This window comes from Flavitalea plasmicola, assembly GCF_030546645.1.
GTDB lineage: Bacteria > Bacteroidota > Bacteroidia > Chitinophagales > Chitinophagaceae > Puia.
The window spans coordinates 704,413-726,555 of record NZ_JAUOTO010000002.1 but is presented as its reverse complement, the minus strand read 5'-3'; the positions used below and the strand labels follow the sequence as shown (position 1 = coordinate 726,555).

Genomic DNA, 22,143 nt, shown 5'->3' with positions numbered 1-22,143 from the left:
AAATAATGCCCACTGTCGTAAGTGTTCTACAATGAAAAGATCAAAGATATCCATCTATGCAGCCCTGGGAGCCAACATCGCCATCGCAGCAGTGAAATTTATTGCGGGCGGTGTCACGGGCAGTGCCGCCATGATCGCCGAAGGGGTCCACTCTATCGTGGACTCGGTGAACGAGCTGCTGCTGTTGTACGGTATTTACAGCAGCAATAAAGAAAGGGATCAATATCACCCTTTCGGGTATGGGAGGGAATTATATTTCTGGTCTTTCATTGTTTCCATCCTCATTTTCGCATTGGGCGCCGGCGTCTCCTTCTACCAGGGGGTTGCCCACCTGAAACAGCCGGCCATCACGGGCTCCCTGTTTTGGAACTACATCGTGCTCATCTTTTCACTGCTCTTCGAGGGTATTTCTTTAATCATTGCATTCCGGCAGTTCCGAAGTGCGAATACGGAAGGGTCATTGCTGGACGCCGTTATTCGCAGTAAGGATCCGGCATCATTCATGGTGCTTTTCGAGGATGGCGCAGCCGTGACGGGCCTGGTGCTGGTGCTGGCCTGCCTTTTCATCGGGGATATCACCCACAACCCTTATTTTGATGGGATCGCGTCGCTGCTGGTGGGATTGATCCTCACCGCCGCCTCTGCCCTCCTGGCCAGGGAAAGCCGCAGCCTGCTCATCGGCGAAGGCATTTCAGCAAAGACGGAAAAAGCGATCATCGACCTGATAAAAAGAGATCGCAGCGTCGTCTCCACTCCCCGGATATTTTCCCTTTACCAGTCACCGGAGGAAGTGCTCCTGGTCATACTCCTGAACTTCAAGCCCAAGCTGACGGTGGGAGAGCTCAACGATCATATCGACGACATCAAAAGAAATATCCGCGAGCAATGGCCCAAGATCGCTTATATCGTTATTCAGCCGGAAGAGGGCGGTTGAGCTTCTTCAGGATCTTTTCCATGTTGACGCCCTTGCCTAACACGGGCTTGAACAGATCTCCCACGGCCTTGATCCTGTCCATTGCATTGACCAGTGTGAACTGCGCCATCTTCAGGCCTTTTTTCACTTCCTCCCAATGCAGGGGCATGGAGACGGTCGCGCCAGGCTTGGGTCGCACCGAATAAGGCGCCGCCAGCGTGGCCTTGGGCCTGTTCTGCAAATAGTCTACATATATTTTCCCTTTTCGCTTATCGGTCATCCTTTCAATGCTGGTGAAGGCCGGAAGCTCGGCATGAACACGGATGGCGATGAGCTTACCGAATAGCTGGCACTCGTCATACGTATATTTAGCGCCCATAGGTATATAAATATGAATGCCCGTTGATCCCGAAGTCTTGCAATAGCCCGGCACATCCAGGTCATCCAGTATAGCCTTTGTCACCTGCGCGGTCTGGATCACCTGCTCGAAAGGGTTCTTTTCCGTAGGGTCCAGGTCGATGATACACCAGTCGGGGTGATCCGGCTTCAGGATAGTGCTGTTCCAGGGGTTCATCTCGATAGCGCCCAGGTTGGCCATCCATAGCAGGCTTGCCTCATCCTCGACGACGAGAAAATTCTTATCTTCTCCCTTGGACGTATGATAGGGAAATTGTTTTACCCACCCGGGTGCCGTAGCCGTAACGTCTTTCTGGTAAAAGCTCTTGCCGGCAATGCCATTGGGGTAGCGGTTCAGCGACTGCGGGCGGTCTTTCAGATAAGGAAGGATATACGGCGCTGCCTGGTAATAGTAGTTCAACAGGTCCCGCTTCGTGTATTTTTCCTTCGGCCAGAAGATCTTGCCAAGATTGGAAAAGCTCAGCTCATGCCCGTTCACCGATCGCACCTGCGACGCATCCCCGGGATTCAGTAAAGTTCTTCTTCCCCTGTCCTTTCCGGGGGCCAGTATCTTTGTCGTATCCAGCTTCCGCTTCACCACTTTTTCCACTGGCTCCGCTTTTTCCCTGCCCACTTCCTTTGCGCTTTTATCCTCCCGCATACCTTCGAAAGAAGGATGCCGCATGACGCCGTCATCCGTCATTTCCCGGAATGAAACCTCGCACAGCAGCTCCGGCTTCAGCCAGACTGCTTTGGCCTCCGGGGGATCCGGCCTGAACCTTGACGGCTTGTTGATATCCGGTACCACGGCAAATGGACAGGTTTTGCGAACCAGGGGCCTGAATCGTTGTAACAGCTCTTTTTGCAACGCCTGGCTAAACCCGGTGCCTATCTTCCCTGTATATTGTAATTTCCCTTTTTCGAATACACCCACCAGCAACGAGCTGAAAGGTTTGCTGCTGCCTTTATTAAGCGTATACCCTCCGATGACGACCTCCTGCCGGCTGGCCGTCTTTATTTTCAGCCAGTCTCGCGTACGGATCCCCGGAGCATAAACGCTCTCGTCCTTTTTGGCGATGATGCCCTCCAGCCCCATTTTACTGGCCGCTTCAAAGAATTCAGTACCGCTGGCCTCATAGTACTCACTGACGCGTAAAATATCGTTCTTCGGCGCTATGGACGCCAGCCATTGCCTTCTTTCGCTCAACGGGAGTTTCGTCAGGTCCTGGCCATCCAGCCACAGTATATCGAAAAGATAATAAAAGAGCTGGCCGTCCGCCTCGCTGCGCCATTCCTGCAGTTGGCTGAAATTGGAAAGTCCTTTTTCATTCAGGACCACGATCTCTCCGTCCACTACGGCATCGACCTTCCACTCTTTCAATGCCTGGTGGATGGGATAGAACTTCTCATTAAATGTCTTATTATTCCGGCTGCGCACCTCCACTTCTCCTTTACGCAGGTAGGCAATAGCCCGGTAGCCGTCCCATTTGACCTCGTATGACCATCCTGCTTCATCAAAAGGTTTGTCCACCAGCGTGGCCAGCATGGGGGATACGTTCTTCAGGATGGGGGATCTACGGCCGGCGGGCGCTTTTTTTTTTGCCGGCGGGGAAGATCCTTTCTTCGAAACACTGACAGCCTGGTTGCTGATCCACTGCAACGAGCGGGGATTTGCCGCCACCTGCTCCAGTGTTTTTTTCGAGAGGACCGATTTTTCCTTTTCCGTCACCGGCTCCTCCGATGCATACTTATCCCGGTGCTTGATCAGCAGCCAGGAGTTCTCCCCTCTGCCCCGGGTCCGCACCAATGCAAACTCACCTTTCAGCTTTTTCCCTTTCATCCTGAATTTAAGGGACCCTGCATGCAGCTCCTTACGGAGCTCCTTGTCCTGGGCCTCCTTGCTGCCGTTCGTCGGCGCCAGTGGTTCATAAGTGCCTTCATCCCATACGATGACGGTACCGGCCCCATAATTACCCTCGGGAATAATGCCTTCAAAATCCTTGTAATCCCAGGGATGGTCCTCCACCATCATCGCCAGCCGCTTGTCCGCCGGGTTCAATGAAGGGCCCTTGGGTATCGCCCAGCTTTTCAGCACCCCCTCCATTTCCAGCCGGAAATCATAGTGCAGGCGCGACGCGGCATGCTTCTGTACGACGAACTGAAGGGCCTTTCCGGAGGGCTTACCTCCCTGGGGCTCCGGCGTCGCGGTAAACCGACGTTTCTTCTTGTATTCTTTTAATGCCATAAAAGAGATTCCTTCAAAACCTTTGCCATCCTTCTTACTATAGTTTGGTCCACCGTTTGTATATGTTTTAGTGTAATTTCGGGAAGATCGCTTAAACAAACCTCCCATTATAGAATAGATGGATCAACCTTTAAAAATTCTTCTGATCGATGACGATTCGGACGACCGGGAGATTTTTTCGCTGGTAATGAAAAGTATACACCCTTTTTCAGAAACGGACGACGCGATTGACGGTTACGAAGCACTGGATAAGCTGAAAAGGGATGGCTATACCCCGGATCTTATTTTCCTGGACCTCAATATGCCCAGGATGAATGGGTTGGAATGTCTTCGGGAGATCAGGCGGATCGAACGCCTGACCCGGCGTCCCGTGATCGTCCTTTCGACTTCCTCCAACCCGGTTGACATTTCCGCAAGCCGCGCGGCCGGCGCCACGGATTACATCGTCAAGGGTAATGAAATTCAAACTATTAAAAAGCACCTGGCTCAGGTCTTGCAAAAATATAACCCCCGATCTCCCACCCATGAATGATCTTTTCCAGGATATAAATGCCAGCGAGCTGGAGGGAGCGGCCCAAACCTGGCTGGCCGCCATCATCCATTCTTCCGATGATGCCATTATCAGCAAGACCCTGGACGGTATTGTCAGCAGCTGGAATGAAGGCGCCCGGCGAATCTTCGGTTACGAGGCGGCCGAAATGATCGGACAACCCATCCTTCGGTTGATCCCCCCTGACAGACTGGGCGAAGAACCGGCAATATTGGAACGATTAAAAAGAGGCGAGCGGGTTGATCATTTCGAGACCAAACGAGTTACCAAGTACGGGGTCATCCTGGATATCTCGCTTTCCATCTCCCCCATCAGGGACAGTAAAGGACAGATCATTGGCGCCAGTAAGATCGCACGGAACATCACCGGTCAGAAAGAGGCCGAACGTATTATCAATGAAGGAAAGGAAAGGTTCCGGCAGGAGCTGGAAGACACCGTGCGGGAAAGGACCCGCGAGCTGGCCGAGATGAATCACCGCCTTACCAAATCCAACCACGAACTGGAACAATTTGCCTACATAGCCAGTCACGACCTGCAGGAGCCGCTGAGAAAGATCCATGTTTTTTCCGAGCTGCTGGAGGAAGGCCTCAACAGCGGCGCAGACGCCGCATCCCTGGCCAAATACCTCCATAGGATCAAAAACGCTTCTCTCCGCATGTCCCGGCTGATAAAAGATGTCCTGGAATATTCCAGGCTGTCGCGTGCTGAGCTGGTCATTGCCCCCGTGGATCTCAACGAGATCATTAAAGAGGTGCTGATGGAGTTCGATCTCTCGGTAGCCGAAAAGAAAGCCATCATATCCGTTGGCCCGTTGCCCGTTATCAACGGGATAGGATCCCAGTTCCGTCAGCTTTTTCGCAACCTGGTCGGCAATTCCCTTAAATTTTCTCAACAGGAGCCCCGCATTTCGGTCCGGGCGGAAAAAGCTACGCCAGCTGAGCTTCCGGACACCCTTCCACGAAACGGGACATCGAAATTTTTTCGCATCAGCTTCCAGGACAATGGCATCGGCTTCGAACAGCAGCATGCGGGTATGGTCTTCGGGATCTTCCAGCGCCTCAATAGCCAGGACGCCTACAGCGGCAGCGGCATCGGCCTTGCCTTATGTAAAAAGATCGTGGAAAATCATGATGGCGCCATTACGGCGACAAGCGAACCCGGCAAAGGCGCCACATTCAACGTCTTTTTGCCCGCTTGATCGATTCCCCTCTTACTCTACGGCAGTGAGTTGTTTTTTACCTATTTTTACCAATCATATTTATTTATATCTAACATGGCATTATTGGAAAAGCAGTTATATGTCAGGCGCAGTAAATTGAAAGGAGCAGGAATGGGATTATTCACCAGAAAGCCCATCGCAAAAGGGACAAAGATCGTGGAATACAAAGGCAGGATCTCTACGTGGAAAGAAGTGGACGATCGCAATGGGCTCAACGGCTATATTTATTATGTCAACAGGAACCATGTCATCGACGCCTGGACCTATAAAGCGGCGCTCGCCCGTTATGCCAACGATGCAATGGGGCCTATTCGCACCCCGGGCATGCATAACAACAGTAAATACGATAATGAAGGATTAAAGGTGTATATCTATGCTGTGAAGAACATCCCTGCCGGCAGCGAGATCCTCGTCGCCTATGGAAAGGAATACTGGGACATTATCATGGATAATATCGCCTCAGCCAAGTAACGCTTTTGCTTTCTGTACTACCCGCTCTGGTGTAAAGCCGAATTCCTTGTACAGATCACCCGCCGGCGCCGATTCACCAAAAGTGGTCATCCCCAGCACATCCCCTTCATCCGTCACGTACTTATGCCACCCCAGGGGAGAGCCTGCCTCGATGGCCAGCCTTTTTTTCATGCCCTTGGGAAAAACCTCCTCTTTATATGCGTCAGGCTGCCGCTCGAACAGTTCCCAGGAAGGCATGCTCACCACGCGGACGGGGATCGCTTCCTTCAGCAGCATCTCCTGTGCCTTTAACGCCAGCTCCACTTCCGAACCGGTGGCGATCAGGATCAGCTCGGGCTGCAGGTCGTCAGGGTCGGAAAGTACATAGGCCCCTTTTTCCACCCCCGCACCCAGCCCATATTTGTCCGGATCGAGGATAGGAAGTCCCTGTCGTGTGAGTACCAGCACCACAGGTCCACCCTTGTGCTGCAAAGCGACCTTCCACGCCTGTGCCGTTTCATTGGCGTCCGCCGGACGGATCAACGTGATATTGGGAATGCTCCGGAGAGAGATCAGCTGTTCTACGGGCTGATGCGTGGTGCCGTCCTCTCCAAGGCCGATGCTGTCATGCGTGTAGATAAAGATGGGCTTGATTTTCATGATGGCGGCCAGTCGGATCGGCGGCCGCATATATTCGGAGAAGATAAGAAAAGTAGCGCCAAAAGGAATGATCCCTTTGGTCAGCGCCATGCCGTTCAGGATGGCGCCCATCGCATGCTCGCGGATCCCGAAATGGAAGTTGCGTCCACCCGGGTTCTCTGCCGTAAAGGATGCGTAGGCCTTCATGTACGTCTCCGTGGAGGGAGACAGGTCCGCCGCTCCGCCGATAAGGGCAGGAATGCTTTCAGCCAGGCTGTTCAGCGCCTTGCCGGAGGCCTGGCGGGTAGCCATTTTACCCCCTTTTGCATCGCCGGGTTTGAAAAGGGGAAGCTTGTCCTCCCATCCCGAAGGCAGCTCCTCCCGCAGCGCCTGTTCGTACGCCAACGCCAGCTCGGGATATTTCTTCTTGTACGCCGCATACAGAACAGTCCATTCATTGTGCGTTTGTACCCCCTTCTCGCCCGCCGCCCTGTAGAATTCCAATGCCTTTCCCGGTACGACAAAAGACTCCGAAGGATCAAAACCAAAGAATTCCTTTACGAGCCGCACTTCGTCCTCTCCCAGCGGAGAGCCATGGGCTCCGGCCGTATCCACTTTATTGGGACTGCCATAGGCGATGTGCGTTCGCACTTTGATCAGCGAAGGCCGATGCTGCTCTTCAATGGCGTTTGATAGGGCCTTTGAGATCGCTGCCACGTCATTCCCATCCTTCACTTCCTGCACATGCCAGCCATAGGCTTCAAACCGCCTGGCCACATCCTCTGTGAATGCCAGGGCCGTATCCCCTTCGATGGAGATATGGTTGTCATCATACAGATAGATAATATTGCCTAACCCTAAATGCCCGGCCAGCGAGGCCGCCTCCGATGTGACGCCTTCCATCATATCCCCGTCGCTGCAGATGGCGAATACCCTGTAGTTGAAAAGCTCGAAGCCAGGTTTGTTAAACCTTGCCGCCAGGTGTCGCTGTGCGATCGCAAAACCTACTCCATTGGCAAATCCCTGTCCCAACGGGCCCGTAGTGACATCCACACCATCGATAAGCCCATATTCGGGATGCCCTGCAGTCTTGCTGTGCAGCTGCCGGAAGCTTTTCAGATCGTCCAGGGTCACATTGTACCCGGTGAGGTAGAGGAAGCTGTATTGCAGCATGCAGCCATGTCCGGCGGAAAGGACAAACCTGTCCCTGTTAGGCCATTGAGGATCTTTCGGATCATAACGCATGAATGTTGACCAAAGCGCATGACCCATCGGCGCGGCGCCCATGGGCATGCCGGGATGTCCGGAGTTGGCTTTTTGCACGGCGTCGACGGACAGTACCCTAACTGTGTCGATGCACAGCTGTTCGATGTTCTTGGTGATGGTGAGCATAACTGGAAAAGGGCAAAAAAATCATGCCATGACTCCCATGGCACAGCTGTTGAGATAGTTGAAAAAATTATTGCATGTCGTTAGCCGGTATCATCGCTGAAAAGATCGGGAAAGTAGGCCCCATCTCTTTTCACGACTTTATGGAACTATCCTTATATCATCCGGAGTATGGATATTATTCCACAACAAGGGATAAGATCGGGAAGGGTGGGGATTTCTACACCAGTCCCTGCGTGTCATCCCTCTTTGGGGAAATGATCGCGCGGCAGCTGGAAGAGATGTGGTGCTGGCTGGGCAAGCCGCCTTTCTCGGTGGTGGAATATGGGGTGGGTACGGGATTGCTCTGCCGGGATATCCTGCAAAGCCTGCAAAGGAACCAGGAGCTGTATGCGGGCCTTCACTACCACATCATCGAAAAGAGCGCGGCCATGCGGGAAATGACCCGCCGGATCCTGCCCGATGCCCCGAAGGTCAGCTGGCACAACGACATAACGGAGATCCCGCCCATTACAGGCTGCATACTATCCAATGAGCTGATCGACAATTTTGCCGTCCACCAGGTGGTGATGGAAGATCAGCTCATGGAGGTCTTCGTGGATCATAAAGGAAATTTCTCCGAATGTCTGCGGCCTGCAGCCCAGCCGCTCAATGAGTACTTCAGGGAACTGCAGGTCACGCTGCCCAAGGGGTTCCGCACGGAGATCAACCTGGAGGCGATCGACTGGATTACGCGCATATCCGGTACGTTGAAAAAAGGCTTCGTGCTCACCATCGATTACGGGTTCCCCTCCCGGCATTTATATGACCAGCATCGCAATAAAGGCACACTGGTATGCTATCACAGGCATAGGGTGAATTATAGTCCGTATACGAACATCGGAGAGCAGGACATCACCACCCATATCAACTTTTCCGCCCTCAGCCACTTCGGCCTGCACAACGGTCTTGAAATAAGCGGGTTTACCACCCAGGCCTATTTTTTACAAGGCCTCGGTCTTGCGGCGCATCTGAGGAACATGGAGGAAAAAGGACAGATGGACCAATGGACGCCGGATGAAAAGCTGTCGCTCATAAAGACCTTGCTCATGGACATGGGCCAGAAGTTCAATGTGCTGATCCAATATAAAGGGCTGCGGAAACCGCTGCTCTCCGGCATGCGATTCCCGCAACCATTGTGATTACGTAGGATCAGGCCAGGGCCGACATATGGATGCATTCTTCCGCGCACTGCCGGCAGGCTTCGGCGCAGACACGGCAGTGTTCCATGCCCATGGCGGCATGCTTATCACACTCTTCAGCGCAGGTGGTGCAAATATCTGCACATAGCTGGCAGAAGGCATCTACATATTTTCCATCCATCTCCATGATCTCAGCAGTGGCACGGCAGACTGCGGCACATTCCAGGTCCAGCTTGATGCATTCTCTTAGTTTTTCCACCTCTTTCTCCTCCAGGCAGGACGTCGCGCATTGGTTGCACATGCTGGCGCAATAGACGCAGGCGTCGATGCAGGCCTGATATTTTACATAAGACATACTGTACTTTTTTTATGTGTTTACGATACTTCCGCCATTGGGATGCAGCACCTGCCCGGTGACATAGCTGCCATCCTCCGAAGCCAGGAATACATAACACGGCGCTACTTCCGCGGGCTGCCCCGGTCTCTTCAGCAACGTGTCCTTCCCAAACGTTTCGATCTTTTCGTCCGGGAAAGTGGAGGTGATCAACGGCGTCCAGATGGGGCCGGGCGCTACGGCATTCACCCTGATCCCTTTTTCTGCGAGGGACTGGGCCAGGCTCCGGGTAAAAGCGACAATGGCCCCCTTGGTGGAGGAGTAGTCCAGCAATTGCTGACTGCCCCTGTACGCAGTGACAGAAGCCGTATTGATAATAGCCGATCCCTTCTTCAGATGGGGGAGGGCCGCCTTCACGATGAAGAACTGCGAAAAGATATTCGTCCGGAACGTATCCTCCAGTTGTTTGGCCGTGATCTTCTCGATGCTGTCCTGGGGGTGCTGGATCGCTGCATTGTTGACAACGACATCGATATGTCCGAATTCTTTTAACGCAGCTTCCACTGCGCTCCGGCAATCATCCTCGTCCTTTATATCGGCCTTGATAAGGATGGCCCTTTTCCCTTTCTCTTCCACCAGCTCGCGCGTAGTCTGTGCATCTTCGTCCTCACGATGGTAAACAATAGCCACATCAGCCCCTTCACGGGCAAAATGGACGGCCACGGCCCTGCCGATGCCGCTGTCACCACCGGTGATCAACGCCACCTTTCCGGAAAGTTTCTTTCCCAGCCGGTCATAATCCCGCTCATACACAGGCTTCGGGTGCATGTTCTCCTCGGTATTCGTATGCTGTGCCCGCGGTTTGGCGGGCTTGGTTAGTGTGCTCATGTCTCGTCCTCCTTTTTGTGTTTTGCTTTCAGTTTGTCCTTCGCTTGCGTCAGGACCTCTTTCTTTTTCGCAGGCAGGTTTTTCCCGGCCCTGTTGATATAAAAATTCAGCATGGACATGGCGGACTGATAAGCGCTGCCTTTCTTCCGCCGGCTGTTCTTCGCAGATCGCTCCAGCGAGTTGGCTATTTTTTCCGGACTGCCGGAAGTAAAAACGCCTTTTTCCAGGTCCAGCGCATTGCTGTGCTGAGTCACTCCGGCGGACCATTTGCGGCCGCCGGAGGACTTTTTCTTTGCACTTTTCTTTGCAGCGGCTTTTTTAGGCCGTGCATGGTTTTTTTTAATCGTTGGCATATGATTTACCCCTCCTCCGGTGTGTCATTTTTCTGCATCCGCCGCGCTCCCTTATCTTCGTCCTCATCCCAGGAACCTTCTTCCTCTTCTTCACTTTCACCGCCTTCTTCTCCGGCATTGCTACCCTCGAACTCCGCCATCACATTGATCTCGCATTCCGCTATTTCAGTCAGCAGCAGGTCTGTATCCTCTTCTTCCATCAGCGTCTTGTCCAGGATCTCTGCCGCCTCATATTGTCCCATAGTGATAGCCAGCTGTACCAGTCCGCCGTAGCTGGCTATCTCGTAATGCTCCACCTTCTGGGCCGCCATGATCAGCGCAGCGTCCCGGGTCATCGTGTTTTGCTCCGTCTCTTTTATGATCTGTTCCGCCTCTCGTACGATACCCTCGATGGCTTCGCATTTCTTGCCTTCCGCCTTTTGCCCCAGCGCCTCAAAAACTTTTTCCAGCCGGCGTACATGCCGCTGTGTCTGATGTAAATGATCCTCGAATGCCTCCCTCAGCTCGTCCGTAGTAGTGGCCTCGATCATTTTCGGAAGAGACTGGACGATCTTCTGTTCGGCGTAATAAATATCCTTCAGCTGATCTAAAAAGAAATTTTCGAGGTACTGGCCGTTCCCGGGTTGGAATCGGTTGGCAGCAGGCCTGCCCGAACGGGAAGCCGATGCGCTTCTTTCCATTGTGCCCGAAGTGGGTCGCATATTGGCGGTTCTTTCATGCTGCATTCTTGCTTCAATACGGCTGCTGCCGGACCGGCTATTGCCGTCTCCCGACCGGCCGCTGTTGGCCTGGCGGCTGCCGGCATTGCTTTGTTTCTTTTGGGTCGTATTCTTGGATTTTTGTCCGCTGGTGCGGCGGGCAGTAGATGCTTGTTTCATGGCATGGTGATTTTAAAATTGTGTATAAGACAAACAAATAGAGTCTTGACAGGCCCTATTTGTTTGTTTTTATGGAAAGGATCGTCAGGTTTATCTACCGCGGGAACGACTGCTGGTGGATGAACGACCACTGCTGCCTGAACGGCCACTGGCGCCCGATCGGCCACTGGCGGATGAACGACTACTGCTGCCTGAACGTCCACTGCTGCCTGATCGGCCACTGGTGGATGAACGGCCACTGCTGCCGCTGCGTCCACGATTGGTGAACTGACCGCTGGAATTACGGCTTTCCCCGGAGCTGCCCCGGCCGGATCCGCTCCGGCTGGAACCGCCACTGCCGCCGGAACGGCTGCCATATCCGCTGCGACCGCTGCGACTGGTGAACTGACCGCTGCTGTTACGGGATTCACCGGAATGGAAGCCTCTGCCGGAAGAGCCGCTGCGGCTCCTGGAAGATGACCCCCCGCGCCCGGAAGAAGACCTTCCCTCATGGGAATGTTCACCGCCCCTGCGGGCAACCTCCCGGCGGCGTTCCGGGTCCATACCCGCAAAACCTCTTCCTCCCGAAGATCCGCGGCCGGAAGAGCCGGAATATCCCCGGTCGCTGCTGGAGGGACGCCCTGAACGACTGCTGTCCGAATACCGGCGATCATCCTCCTCATACCGTCCGCGGTTGTAACGGCGCCCATCATATTCGTCCTCCTCATCTTCCTCCTCTTCATACCGTGAATAAGGCCGGTGGTAATCTTCTTCGTCCTCGTCATAATCCTCGTCGTAATCCTCGTCTTCGTCGTACTCCTGGTACCGGGAAGATGGCCGATCCTCCTCATCATATTCATCGTCCTCCTCATCGTAATCTTCGTCATAATCCTCTTGCTGGTAATCACGGCCTCCATGAGAAGCCTGGCCGCCCCTGCGGGCTATCCGCCTTCTTTCCTCGGGATCCATGGACGCAAAACCACGTCTTCCTGAATTTCTCGTAGCCATACCTTTAAGTTTTTGTGATTAAATAGATCTTATTTAGTGAAGTGAAGCGCTTCGCTGGACAACGCAAAAAAACTATGCCAGACCCCTGGCACAAGATTTATATCCCGTTCGGTAAACATTTATATGCCTTCTGCATCACTTGCGCATAAGCCGGCCACTGCGGCAAAGAAGCCGTCCCGAAAGATCAAAGCTCCCAGCAAAGCATCCGGGGATCTTTCCGCAAGCTTCAATAAATTCAAGAACTTTAATGGCAAGCTCTACACAGGTGTCCAGATCGGTAGAGGACATCACTGGACCTATGATAAAGGCGATTGGAAAGAGACGAAGATCACGCCCGATCTCTGGGAAATTTCTTACGCAGTCACCAAGAGAAGGGTAGGACATGCCCCCGAATACTCCGGCGTTCCCACCGGCACCGAATACCACTGGTATATCCTGGCCCACCAGTCGGCTAAAAAACTGAATGCGAATGACTACGATACAAAAATGACAGGCCTGAAATTCAAGCTGGCGCACAAACGGGCCGATAAGGGGAAATGGTCCGCCTCCGGCCCCACGCAGCGTAAGCACCTGGTCAGGTTCCTGAAGGAATTCATCGCCCAGCTGGAAAAAAAGCCCATCCCGCTGGCATTCCAATATAAGGAGAAGACCTTTAAAGGGGAGGCTATCCCCATTGCCCAGACCTGCGAGGACGGCGTATGCTATGAGCTGGAAGTATGGCTCAACAATGACAGCATCGGGATCATTCGGTATGGGAAGACTGGCTGGAAAATGGACCTGATCGAAGATCAAAAGCTCGTCGATGCCATAGGCGGACAGATCATGGAATGGTTTGAATAAACCTATAAACAATAAAAATGAAAAGAACCCTCGGAGCCGTATTGCTCGTCCTTGGAGCCGTCATGCTTATCTGGACGGGATTCAGTTACACCAGGAAAGAAAAAGTAGTGGACGCTGGTCCCATACAAATTTCCGCAGACAAGAAAAAGACGGTGAACTGGCCGCCATACGCCGGCGGCATCCTGGCCGTGGCCGGCATTGTATTACTGGTCACACCCGGTAAGAAGACCGTCTGACAAAATTTATAAAGAGGCATATGAAGCAACATCAACAACATCTGTGGTGGCAGGACGGTATTATTTACCAGATCTACCCCCGCAGCTTCCAGGATAGCAACGACGACGGGATAGGGGATCTGAAGGGCATCCTTCGGCGGCTGGATTATCTCAGGGAGCTGGGAATAAAGGCGATATGGATCTCTCCCATCTACCCTTCTCCTATGGCTGACTTTGGATATGACATCTCGGATTACAAGGGCATCTGGCCTGGGTTCGGCACGATGGAGGATTTCGACGAGCTGCTCAGGCAGGTTCATGCCGCCGGTATGAAGCTGATACTGGACCTGGTGCCCAACCATAGCTCCGACGAACATCCGTGGTTCGTGGAATCCCGCAGCTCGCGCGACAATCCCAAACGGGACTGGTATATCTGGAAAGATCCCAGGCCGGACGGCAGCCCCCCCAACAACTGGCTGGCCTGCTTTGGCGGCAGCGCCTGGGAATGGGATGAGCAGACAAAGCAATATTATTATCACGCCTTCTTAACCAAACAGCCGGACCTGAACTGGCGCAACCCGGAAGTGGAGAAAGCCATGTTGGACATCATCCGCTTTTGGCTGGATAAAGGCGTGGATGGTTTCCGGATAGATGCCATGTGGCATATGATAAAGGATGAGCAGCTGCGGGACAACCCGCAGAACCCCGATTATGAGCCGACGATGGCGACTTACAACCAGCTTTTACCTGTTTATTCCACGGACCAGCCGGAAATGCATGCCATCGTCAGCCGCATGCGGCGGCTGCTGGATGAATATCCCGAACGATTGATGATTGCCGAGATCTATCTCCCCGTCAACAGGCTGGTGGCCTATTACGGCGCGCCTCATCAGCGGGAAGCGCACCTCCCCTTTAACTTTATGCTGATCAGCCTCCCCTGGGAGCCAAAGACGGTGGCGACGGCCATCGACGAGTATGAGGCGGCCCTGCCGGACGATGGCTGGCCCAACTGGGTAATGGGCAACCATGACCAGCCCCGGATCACCAGCCGCATCGGACAGCAACAGGCAAGGGTGGCGGCAGTGCTCCTGCTGACGCTGAGAGGCACGCCAACCCTGTATTATGGCGACGAGATCGGTATGCGTGACGTGCCTATACCCCAGGACGAGGTGCAGGATCCCCAGGGACTGAACATGCCTGAAAAGAATCTCAGCCGCGACCCGGAACGGACACCCATGCAATGGGACAACAGCGGGAATGCCGGCTTCACCGGCGGTAAGCCATGGCTGCGCCTGGACAGGACCTGGATGCGTGTCAACGTGCAGCAGCAAAAGCAGGATAAATTTTCCACGCTCTGTCTCTACCAACGCCTGATCAGGCTTCGGCAACAGGAACCGTCGCTGATGACGGGCGCTTACAGACCCGTGTATTCCGATCACCAAGTGATCGCCTATCTCCGACAGTCGGAAGGGTATGCCGGGTTCCTCATCCTGCTGAACCTTACGCACCGCCCCTGTTATTTCAGACCCGTCAATATCAAATTTAAAGGCCGGGTGGTGATCGATACCTTCCCCGAACAGGAGTCGCTGCAAGTGGAAAATACCATCGACCTGGGCGGCGACGAAGCAATGGTGATCAAACTGGAGCAATGGCAGTAACGATCAAAAACAACAGTTGCACCTTCACAGTGTGGGCGCCCGAAAAGCAGGAAATGGATCTTCGCCTGACGGCAGACGGGCGTATCATCCCTATGCATAAGGACAATGCGGGCTATTTTCATTGCAAGGTTGACAATTGCCCTCCCGGCGCCCGCTATTACTATCGGCCTGAAAAAGATAAAGATTATCCCGATCCGGCCAGCCACTATCAGCCCCAGGGGATCCATGGTCCTTCCGAAGTGGTGGACCATGTCGGCTACCAATGGAACGACAATGACTGGAAAGGTCTGCCCCTGGAGACGCTTATCTTCTATGAGCTCCACGTCGGCGCCTTCACGGCCGAAGGCACTTTCATGGCAGCTGTCTCTCTGCTGGATGACCTGGTGGCAACGGGTGTCAACGCAATCGAGCTGATGCCCGTGTGCCAGTTCCCGGGCAGCCGCAACTGGGGCTATGACGGCGCCTTCCTCTATTCCGTGCAAAACAATTATGGCGGTCCGGAAGGGTTGAAGAAATTCGTCGACGCTTGCCACCAGAAAGGCATCGCGGTCTTTCTCGACGTGGTGTATAATCACGTAGGTCCGGAAGGCGATTACCTGCCTTTCTTCGGCCCTTATTTCTCCGATAAGTACCATACGCCCTGGGGCAAAGCCTTCAACTATGACGGCGCCTGGTCGGACGGTGTCCGGAAGTTCATCGTCGACAATGTACTGCATTGGGCGGAGCACTATCACATCGATGGGCTGCGCCTGGACGCCGTCCATGAGATCTTCGACAGGAATGCCGTCCGCATCTGGGACGTGCTGCACGACGCAGTGGAAGAATGGCGGCAGGCGTCAGGACGTTCACTCTGCCTCATCGCGGAAAGCGATCTCAACAGCCCACGCGTAGTCACCCCCGTGAGCCAGGGAGGCCATGGCTTCCACGCACAATGGCTGGACGACTTCCACCATGCGCTTTATGTACTGCTGGACAAAGAAGGCATCAAACATTACAGGGACTTCGGCCGCCTCGACCAGTTTGCCAAAGCATATACGGAGGGATTTGTGCACAGTGGCGAATGGGTGGACTTTCGCAAAAGGCGGCATGGCGCTTCATCCGCAGGGCTGCCCGGTCACCAGTTCGTCGTCTTCAATCAGAATCACGATATCCCGGGCAACCGGCCCGGTGGACAACGTTTGTCCATGCTCGTTGACCTGCCAAGGCTAAGGCTGGCGGCAGCTGCACTGTTGCTTGCTCCTTATCTTCCCATGCTCTTCATGGGAGAGGAATACGGAGAGGATATCCCATTTTATTTCTTTTCAGATTATGAAGACCCGCGGCTGCGAAAAGAATTGAAGGAAGGACGGAAAAAAGAGTTTGAAGCATTCGATTGGGGCGAGGAACCCGCCGACCCCCTGGATGAAGCCGTCTTCATGCAGTCGAAGCTCCAATGGCACAAAAGACAGGAAGGCCATTACAAGGAGATATTGGAGTGGCATCGCTCCCTCATCGCATTGCGTAAACGGCATCCTTTGCTCACGGACCTTTCACGTCAAAGGATCAGGGCGGACCTCTTCGGGACATCCGGCCTGGCCGTTCACCGCCACAACGGGGACAATTCCCGCCAGCTCCTTTGCCTTTTTAATTTCTCAGAGGAACAACTGGATTATAGTTTCGCCTACCCGGGTGAGTGGACCTGCATTCTCAGTTCCCACGATCCCGTCGCGAGGCGAAACATTCCCGTTCTTCGCCTTCCCCCCTGGTCGGTGACGGTCTATGACCTGGGCGAGACCAGCACGACGACACTCCGCTCGGCTACCTTCAATGAGCTCTCCGCGGGCTGACAATCCTCTTTGACGCCTTCCTCGCCAGCGGTGCAGGCGGCCATATCCGCCGTATCCCAGATCTTTTTCCAGCACTTGCCGAACTTCTGATCCGGCAGCCGGAAATCGAGCGACTCGAAATGCGCGTTGAAAATGATATAAAAGCTGTCGTCCACGATGGGTTCATTCCGCTCGTCCACGGAGCTGATGCCTTTCCCGTTCAGGAAGATGGCCAGCGACTTCGCAAATCCCGTTTTCCAGTGTTCCTCCTCCATTTCCGCCCCGTCAGGAAGGAACCACGCGATATCCGTCAGACCCCTCCGGCGGATCGGTTTCCCCATGAACCAGTTCTTCCTGGAAAAAACAGGGTGCACTCTCCGGAAATGGATCAGTCTCGAAGTCAGCTCCATCAGCTCCCGGTCGGCTTTTTCCCAGTCGATCCAGGACAGCTCGTTGTCCTGGCAATACGTATTGTTATTACCTTGTTTCGTGTGGCCGGCCTCATCTCCGCACAGCAGCATGGGCACGCCCTGGGACAACAGCAGCGTGGTCAGGAAGTTCAGCTTCTGGCGCCGGCGCAAAGCATTGATGCCCGGATCCTCCGTGGGACCCTCCACGCCGCAGTTCCAGGAAAGATTGTCCTGGTGTCCATCCTGGTTGTTCTCTCCATTCGCCTCGTTATGCCGTCGTTCATAAGAGACAAGGTCAGTCAGGTTGAAACCATCATGCGAAGTGATAAAATTAATGCTGGCCGTGGGATTGCGGTTGTCATTCTTGTACAGGTCGGAGCTCCCGGTGAACCTTTCCGCGAATTCCGCCAGCATGCTGTCCGCGCCCCGCCAGTAATTTCGCATGCTGTCCCTGTATAGTCCGTTCCATTCCGCCCAGCCCGGGGGGAACTGGCCGATCTGGTATCCGCCTTCACCCACATCCCAGGGCTCGGCGATCAGCTTCACCTGCGAGAGCACAGGGTCCTGGTAGATAATGCTGAAAAAAGCGCTCAGCCGGTTGACATCGTGGAGCTCCCTGGCCAGCGCCGCCGCCAGGTCGAACCGGAATCCATCCACATGCATCTCCAGCACCCAATAGCGCAGACTGTCCATCACCAGCTGCAGCACGTTCGGCAGCCGCGTGTTCAGCGTATTGCCTGTGCCGGTATAATCGAAGTAGAATCTTTTGTCCTCGGCCAGCCGGTAGTATTCCGCGTTGTCTATGCCCTTGAAGGAAAGGGTAGGCCCCAGTTGATTGCCTTCCCCGGTGTGATTATACACCACATCCAGGATCACCTCGATGCCTGCCTTGTGCAGTTCCTTCACGGCATTCTTGAATTCCCGTACCTGTCCCCCTATTTCCTTACCATTGTAAAAGCGGATATCGGGTGAAAAAAATCCGATCGTGTGATATCCCCAATAGTTGGTAAGCCCTTTTTCCTCCAGATGACGTTCGGATATGGATTGCTGCACGGGCATCAGCTCGACCGCCGTGATGCCCAGCTTTTTCAAATGGTCGATCAGCACGGGGTGAGCCAGGGCGGAGAAAGTACCTCTTATCTCATCCGGGATGCCGGGCATCAGCCTGGTAAGATCCTTTATATGCGTCTCGTAAATGATGCTGTTATGATACGCTGTTCTGGGCGCTTCGTCGCCTTCCCAGTCGAAATGATGATCGATGACGACGGCTTTGGGCGCCAGGGCTGCATTATCCAGCTCGCTGAAAGACAGGTCGTCCTTGCCCATCTCGTATCCGAAAAGACTGTCGTCCCATTCCATTACGCTGCAGGTGGACTTTGCATACGGGTCCAGCAACAGCTTGTTGGGGTTGAAACGATGCCCGTTTTCCGGTTCATAAGGTCCATAGACCCTGTATCCATATAGCTGCCCGGGCCCGAGGCCTTCAATATAAATATGCCAGATATCATGGGACCTTTCCGTCAGCCGGATCCGCTGGTACTCTTTCTCTCCTTTGGCCTGGCGGAATAAACACAACTCCACTCCCTCGGCATGCCGGGTATAGAGGGCAAAATTGACACCTTTACCGTCCCAGTATGCGCCCAGTGGGAATGGTTCGCCCGGAAATACATTCATGTATGAGATTTTTTACAATTGAGGCAAATGCACGCTCCCGTCAGGGTCTTCAAACATTGTGCCCCGCTGCCGCTGGCGGCCGATGGCGCGGGTGTGGCCATCGGGCGGATAACCTATACGGGAAAATAGCAGCAGATGCTGGCCCCTTCCCCCGGCACGCCGTCCGCAGCCACATACCCTCCGTGGATATCCATGATCTTTCGCACAATGGCCAACCCCATGCCGGATCCCTTGAATTTTGCTTTTTCATGCCCCCGGTAGAACATCTCAAATATCTTTTCCCGGTCGACAGGGAAAAAGCCAATACCATTATCCTTCACTTCCACCATGTAATAGGACTTGCCGGGATAAGCTCCGGGATGCCGGATAGTCGATGCTTCCAGTAGCTTTGAAAAAATATCGATGACCAGGGGCCGCGCAGAATGCCTGAATTTGATGGAATTGGAGATAAGATGATTGAATAATACGGGCAACAGCAGCGAATGTCCCTTGACGGTAGGAAGGTCCGCGCATCGGACAATGGCATGGACAGCTTCCAATTTACCACTGAGGTCCTTCAACACCCTTTCCACCATATCTTTAAGATTTACAATGACCGATCTGCCCTCGGAAACATCGAGGGCGGCATAGGCAATGATATCTTCCGTCAGCAGGCTGAGCTTCTGCAGCATCGTCTGTGCCTTCCGCAAATGTGCCTTGCTGGGATCGCTAAACCGGTGCGCCTCCGCACTGATGATCATCTCCAGCGAAATATACACCTGCTTCAGGTTCTCCAGGTAATCGTGCGCCACCAGCGTGGTGAAGGTCTGCAGTTCCGAATGCACGAACTGCAGTTCCCTGTTCTTCCAGGCCAGCAGCTGGGCCATCTCCTCGCCGGCCCTGGCGCCCTCCGCCGGACGCATGATCCCCGTAATGCGGCGGACAGCGCCATCCTTCCTTCTGTCGAATACCAGGTCCCTGATGTGGAATAGACGATAGCTCCCATCGGGCGCTTGCAACCGCAATTCTATTTCCATTGCTTCATGGTCGTTCATCCGCTGACAGGCATCCAGGTGTGCCTGCATCTTCTCTTTGTCCCCCGGATGGATCACCCCGTCCAGGCTCTCCATAGCACCGCCGGGCAGGCGCAGGATCTCATGCGCGCGGGGACTGAGAAATTCTATTCTCTTGTTTTCGAAGTCCAGGAGATAAATAATGTCGGATACGCTTTCTAAAAGTTGCCGGGTTAACCGCGACTGGTCGTCTGTAAAAGAGGTCATCCTTTTTGCTTTAGTTCGTCTGCAATAAATACAATAGTAAAAATAGGGGACTAAGCATCTTGGGATAGGTCAGTGTGCACACCAGGTCTTTGGCTTGCAGAAGTAGAAGATAAAGGTATGGTTTTAATGGAATTTAGATATATTAACTTACGTGTCAATAAAGACAAAAAGGGAAAAGGCGCTACTTTCATAGTGCCTCTTCCCTTTGCCGCGCAGGAGTACCCATAAGATCCCGACAGATCATTTCACTTATGTCTCTTGGGAGCGACATCCAGGTCAGATCTCCGCAAGGCTTCGTTGTTCCACCCGCGTTCCTGGTCGTAGTTCGCTCCTTTACTGGATTCGCTGCCCTGCTGATTGGCCCGTTTTCCCAGTTGGTATGACCCTTGTCCGAAATTCGATCCTCCCTGCGTTGCCGATCCATGGTGATAGGTTGCCTTACTTTTGGGATTTCCTTCCTGTATATCCGTGTTTTGCCTGTGTGTTTTATTTTTCATATGCAATGCATTTTTAAGGGGTGAACTGCAAAAATTATTCCCCCTCCCTTCGTAATTTTAATGAATGAAGGAAATCAGGTCCATCGTCAACGCTTACCGGTCCATCGACTTCGCCACTACCCGCGCGGCGCTGGCCACAGTAGTACGGGTAGAAGGTTCCTCTTACAGGAGGGCAGGCGCCCGGATGCTCGTCCTTGACAACGGCACCTACCTGGGCGGCATCAGCGGGGGATGCCTGGAAGGCGACGCCCTGCGACGGGCGCAAAAAGCCATCGGCCTCCGTCATGCATCCGTTGTTACCTACGACACGACACAGGATGACGACCACCAGGTAGGCGTAGGCCTGGGATGCCAGGGTATCATCGACGTGCTCTTTACCCCCCTGGATCCTGATGACGCAAATAACCCCGTACCTGTCCTGGCAAGCCTTTCCAACACCCGCACACCCGTTTGTCTCATCACTGTTACGCAAGGTCCCCGCCTGGGGTTCAACGTCCTCTTTGAACCGCAATCTTTTGTCCGGACTTTCCCTTTCCCCGGGCTGGCCGCACAAGCGCTCCCTGACATCCACGACTGCCTGGCCTCCCTACAGTCCCGTACCCACACCTATTCCACGGATATCACGCTGTTCATCGAGATGATCCTTCCCCCCATCCATGTCGTCGTCTTCGGCAGCAACAACGACCTGTACCCTTTCCTGCGCATGGCACTTGAGCTGGGCTGGGACACTTCGCTCTACACCAATATCCTTCGGGCGGATAAGGCGCTCCTGGCTTTGACCACGGCAACCCATGACCACTCCACTGACACGATCCCCGAAGGGGACGCCTACACAGCCATCGTCCTGATGACCCATGATTATAAGACGGACCTTCGTCGCCTGCCCCAGGCGCTGAAGACAAAAGCTTCCTACATTGGCATCCTCGGCCCCCGCAAACGCACGGAAAGGATCTATGCTGCCCTGGAGGCGGACGGATATCCCGTCAGCGACGCGGATAGGCAACGGGTCTATTCTCCCGCCGGCCTGGACATCGGCTCAGCTACCCCTGAAGAGATCGCCCTTTCCATCCTGGCCGAGATCCGAAGCCATTTCGCCGGCAGAACGGGCACGTCTTTACGGCTGCGCCAGGGCGCCATCTATCAACGTCAGTAGTTGGGATCGTCGTCGGGAACGATTGCGTAAATAAACCCGACTTACGGCTACCCCTGGACATTCACATCAGCAATATTGTTTGTGATGGCGCCGAAGAAGGTATCTTTGTGCGCGGCCTGCCGGAGATGCAGATCAAAGATATTTATCTGGAGAATATGGTGCTAAAAGCAGCTAAAGGAGCCGGGATCGCCGAGCGAATGCACAGGAAAT

General features: G+C 53.9%; 20 protein-coding genes. 10 read left to right on the top strand and 10 right to left on the bottom strand.

Translation table 11 applies throughout. From position 1 onward, the window contains the following. Positions 1 to 31: 31 nt before the first annotated feature. On the top strand, positions 32 to 934 hold the full coding sequence (locus tag Q4E93_RS08120; RefSeq protein ID WP_303584131.1) for a cation diffusion facilitator family transporter: 903 nt from the start codon (positions 32 to 34) through the stop codon (positions 932 to 934). Here the strand turns inward: Q4E93_RS08120 and ligD are convergent. Then, positions 909 to 3,554: a DNA ligase D gene (gene ligD / locus Q4E93_RS08115; RefSeq protein WP_303584129.1), complete on the bottom strand. Its 2,646-nt coding sequence runs from the start codon at positions 3,552 to 3,554 to the stop codon at positions 909 to 911. The two genes, Q4E93_RS08120 and ligD, sit on opposite strands and share 26 nt — an antisense overlap. Before the next feature lie 118 nt (positions 3,555 to 3,672). Between ligD and Q4E93_RS08110 the strand changes: the two genes are divergently transcribed. The 3 genes from Q4E93_RS08110 (at position 3,673) to Q4E93_RS08100 (ending at position 5,794) form a co-directional block, all read left to right on the top strand. Further along, positions 3,673 to 4,086 carry a response regulator gene (locus tag Q4E93_RS08110; protein ID WP_303584127.1) on the top strand — a complete coding sequence of 138 codons (414 nt, stop codon included), beginning with the start codon at positions 3,673 to 3,675 and terminating at the stop codon, positions 4,084 to 4,086. Beyond that, positions 4,079 to 5,302 (top strand): sensor histidine kinase, encoded by a 1,224-nt coding sequence (locus Q4E93_RS08105; RefSeq protein ID WP_303584126.1) that lies wholly within the window; start codon positions 4,079 to 4,081, stop codon positions 5,300 to 5,302. Before Q4E93_RS08110 ends, Q4E93_RS08105 begins: the two co-directional genes overlap by 8 nt. Positions 5,303 to 5,377: 75 nt before the next feature. Next, entirely contained in the window at positions 5,378 to 5,794 is a 417-nt protein-coding gene (locus tag Q4E93_RS08100; RefSeq protein ID WP_303584125.1) for an SET domain-containing protein, read from the top strand. Here the strand turns inward: Q4E93_RS08100 and tkt are convergent. Continuing rightward, complete coding sequence (gene tkt / locus Q4E93_RS08095; protein ID WP_303584124.1) at positions 5,783 to 7,804, bottom strand: transketolase; 2,022 nt, start codon at positions 7,802 to 7,804, stop codon at positions 5,783 to 5,785. The two genes, Q4E93_RS08100 and tkt, sit on opposite strands and share 12 nt — an antisense overlap. Positions 7,805 to 7,878: 74 nt before the next feature. Here tkt and Q4E93_RS08090 point away from each other — a divergent pair, with 74 nt between their 5' ends. Beyond that, on the top strand, positions 7,879 to 8,982 hold the full coding sequence (locus Q4E93_RS08090) for a class I SAM-dependent methyltransferase (protein WP_303584123.1): 1,104 nt from the start codon (positions 7,879 to 7,881) through the stop codon (positions 8,980 to 8,982). Positions 8,983 to 8,992: 10 nt separating this feature from the next. On the opposite strand, the gene Q4E93_RS08085 is transcribed toward Q4E93_RS08090, so the two are convergent. The 5 genes from Q4E93_RS08085 to Q4E93_RS08065 all read right to left on the bottom strand — a co-directional run bounded on the left by Q4E93_RS08085 (position 8,993) and on the right by Q4E93_RS08065 (position 12,422). Continuing rightward, entirely contained in the window at positions 8,993 to 9,337 is a 345-nt protein-coding gene (locus tag Q4E93_RS08085) for a four-helix bundle copper-binding protein (RefSeq protein ID WP_303584122.1), read from the bottom strand. A 12-nt stretch (positions 9,338 to 9,349) separates the two neighbouring features. Then, positions 9,350 to 10,204: an SDR family oxidoreductase gene (locus Q4E93_RS08080; protein ID WP_303584121.1), complete on the bottom strand. Its 855-nt coding sequence runs from the start codon at positions 10,202 to 10,204 to the stop codon at positions 9,350 to 9,352. Then, on the bottom strand, positions 10,201 to 10,557 hold the full coding sequence (locus Q4E93_RS08075; protein WP_303584120.1) for a DUF3175 domain-containing protein: 357 nt from the start codon (positions 10,555 to 10,557) through the stop codon (positions 10,201 to 10,203). Before Q4E93_RS08075 ends, Q4E93_RS08080 begins: the two co-directional genes overlap by 4 nt. Positions 10,558 to 10,562: 5 nt before the next feature. Next, a complete protein-coding gene (locus tag Q4E93_RS08070) occupies positions 10,563 to 11,435 on the bottom strand; it encodes a ferritin-like domain-containing protein (RefSeq protein WP_303584119.1) in 873 nt (290 codons plus the stop codon). Positions 11,436 to 11,525: 90 nt separating this feature from the next. After that, the gene (locus Q4E93_RS08065) at positions 11,526 to 12,422 is read right to left on the bottom strand and encodes a KGG domain-containing protein (RefSeq protein ID WP_303584118.1); all 897 of its coding nucleotides are present in this window, start codon (positions 12,420 to 12,422) and stop codon (positions 11,526 to 11,528) included. Between the two features lie 123 nt (positions 12,423 to 12,545). On the opposite strand from Q4E93_RS08065, the gene Q4E93_RS08060 reads away from it, so the two are divergent. Genes Q4E93_RS08060 through treZ form a run of 4 tightly spaced genes read left to right on the top strand, consistent with a single transcriptional unit; the run spans position 12,546 to position 16,961 of the window. Then, positions 12,546 to 13,262: a hypothetical protein gene (locus Q4E93_RS08060; RefSeq protein WP_303584116.1), complete on the top strand. Its 717-nt coding sequence runs from the start codon at positions 12,546 to 12,548 to the stop codon at positions 13,260 to 13,262. A 17-nt stretch (positions 13,263 to 13,279) separates the two neighbouring features. Beyond that, the gene (locus tag Q4E93_RS08055; protein ID WP_303584114.1) at positions 13,280 to 13,498 is read left to right on the top strand and encodes a hypothetical protein; all 219 of its coding nucleotides are present in this window, start codon (positions 13,280 to 13,282) and stop codon (positions 13,496 to 13,498) included. Between the two features lie 20 nt (positions 13,499 to 13,518). Then, positions 13,519 to 15,135, top strand: coding sequence for an alpha-amylase family glycosyl hydrolase (locus tag Q4E93_RS08050; RefSeq protein ID WP_303584112.1), 1,617 nt, complete (start codon positions 13,519 to 13,521; stop codon positions 15,133 to 15,135). Further along, the gene (treZ, locus tag Q4E93_RS08045) at positions 15,126 to 16,961 is read left to right on the top strand and encodes a malto-oligosyltrehalose trehalohydrolase (RefSeq protein WP_303584111.1); all 1,836 of its coding nucleotides are present in this window, start codon (positions 15,126 to 15,128) and stop codon (positions 16,959 to 16,961) included. The genes Q4E93_RS08050 and treZ overlap by 10 nt, the downstream gene beginning before the upstream one ends. Here treZ and glgX read toward each other — a convergent pair. The 3 genes from glgX to Q4E93_RS08030 form a co-directional block, all read right to left on the bottom strand. Continuing rightward, positions 16,892 to 19,024 carry a glycogen debranching protein GlgX gene (gene glgX / locus Q4E93_RS08040; RefSeq protein WP_303584110.1) on the bottom strand — a complete coding sequence of 711 codons (2,133 nt, stop codon included), beginning with the start codon at positions 19,022 to 19,024 and terminating at the stop codon, positions 16,892 to 16,894. The genes treZ and glgX overlap by 70 nt on opposite strands. A gap of 113 nt (positions 19,025 to 19,137) precedes the next feature. Next, complete coding sequence (locus tag Q4E93_RS08035; protein ID WP_303584109.1) at positions 19,138 to 20,283, bottom strand: sensor histidine kinase; 1,146 nt, start codon at positions 20,281 to 20,283, stop codon at positions 19,138 to 19,140. Positions 20,284 to 20,528: 245 nt separating this feature from the next. Continuing rightward, entirely contained in the window at positions 20,529 to 20,780 is a 252-nt protein-coding gene (locus Q4E93_RS08030) for a hypothetical protein (RefSeq protein WP_303584107.1), read from the bottom strand. A 64-nt stretch (positions 20,781 to 20,844) separates the two neighbouring features. Here Q4E93_RS08030 and Q4E93_RS08025 point away from each other — a divergent pair, with 64 nt between their 5' ends. After that, positions 20,845 to 21,933: an XdhC family protein gene (locus Q4E93_RS08025; RefSeq protein WP_303584105.1), complete on the top strand. Its 1,089-nt coding sequence runs from the start codon at positions 20,845 to 20,847 to the stop codon at positions 21,931 to 21,933. Positions 21,934 to 22,143: the final 210 nt, after the last annotated feature.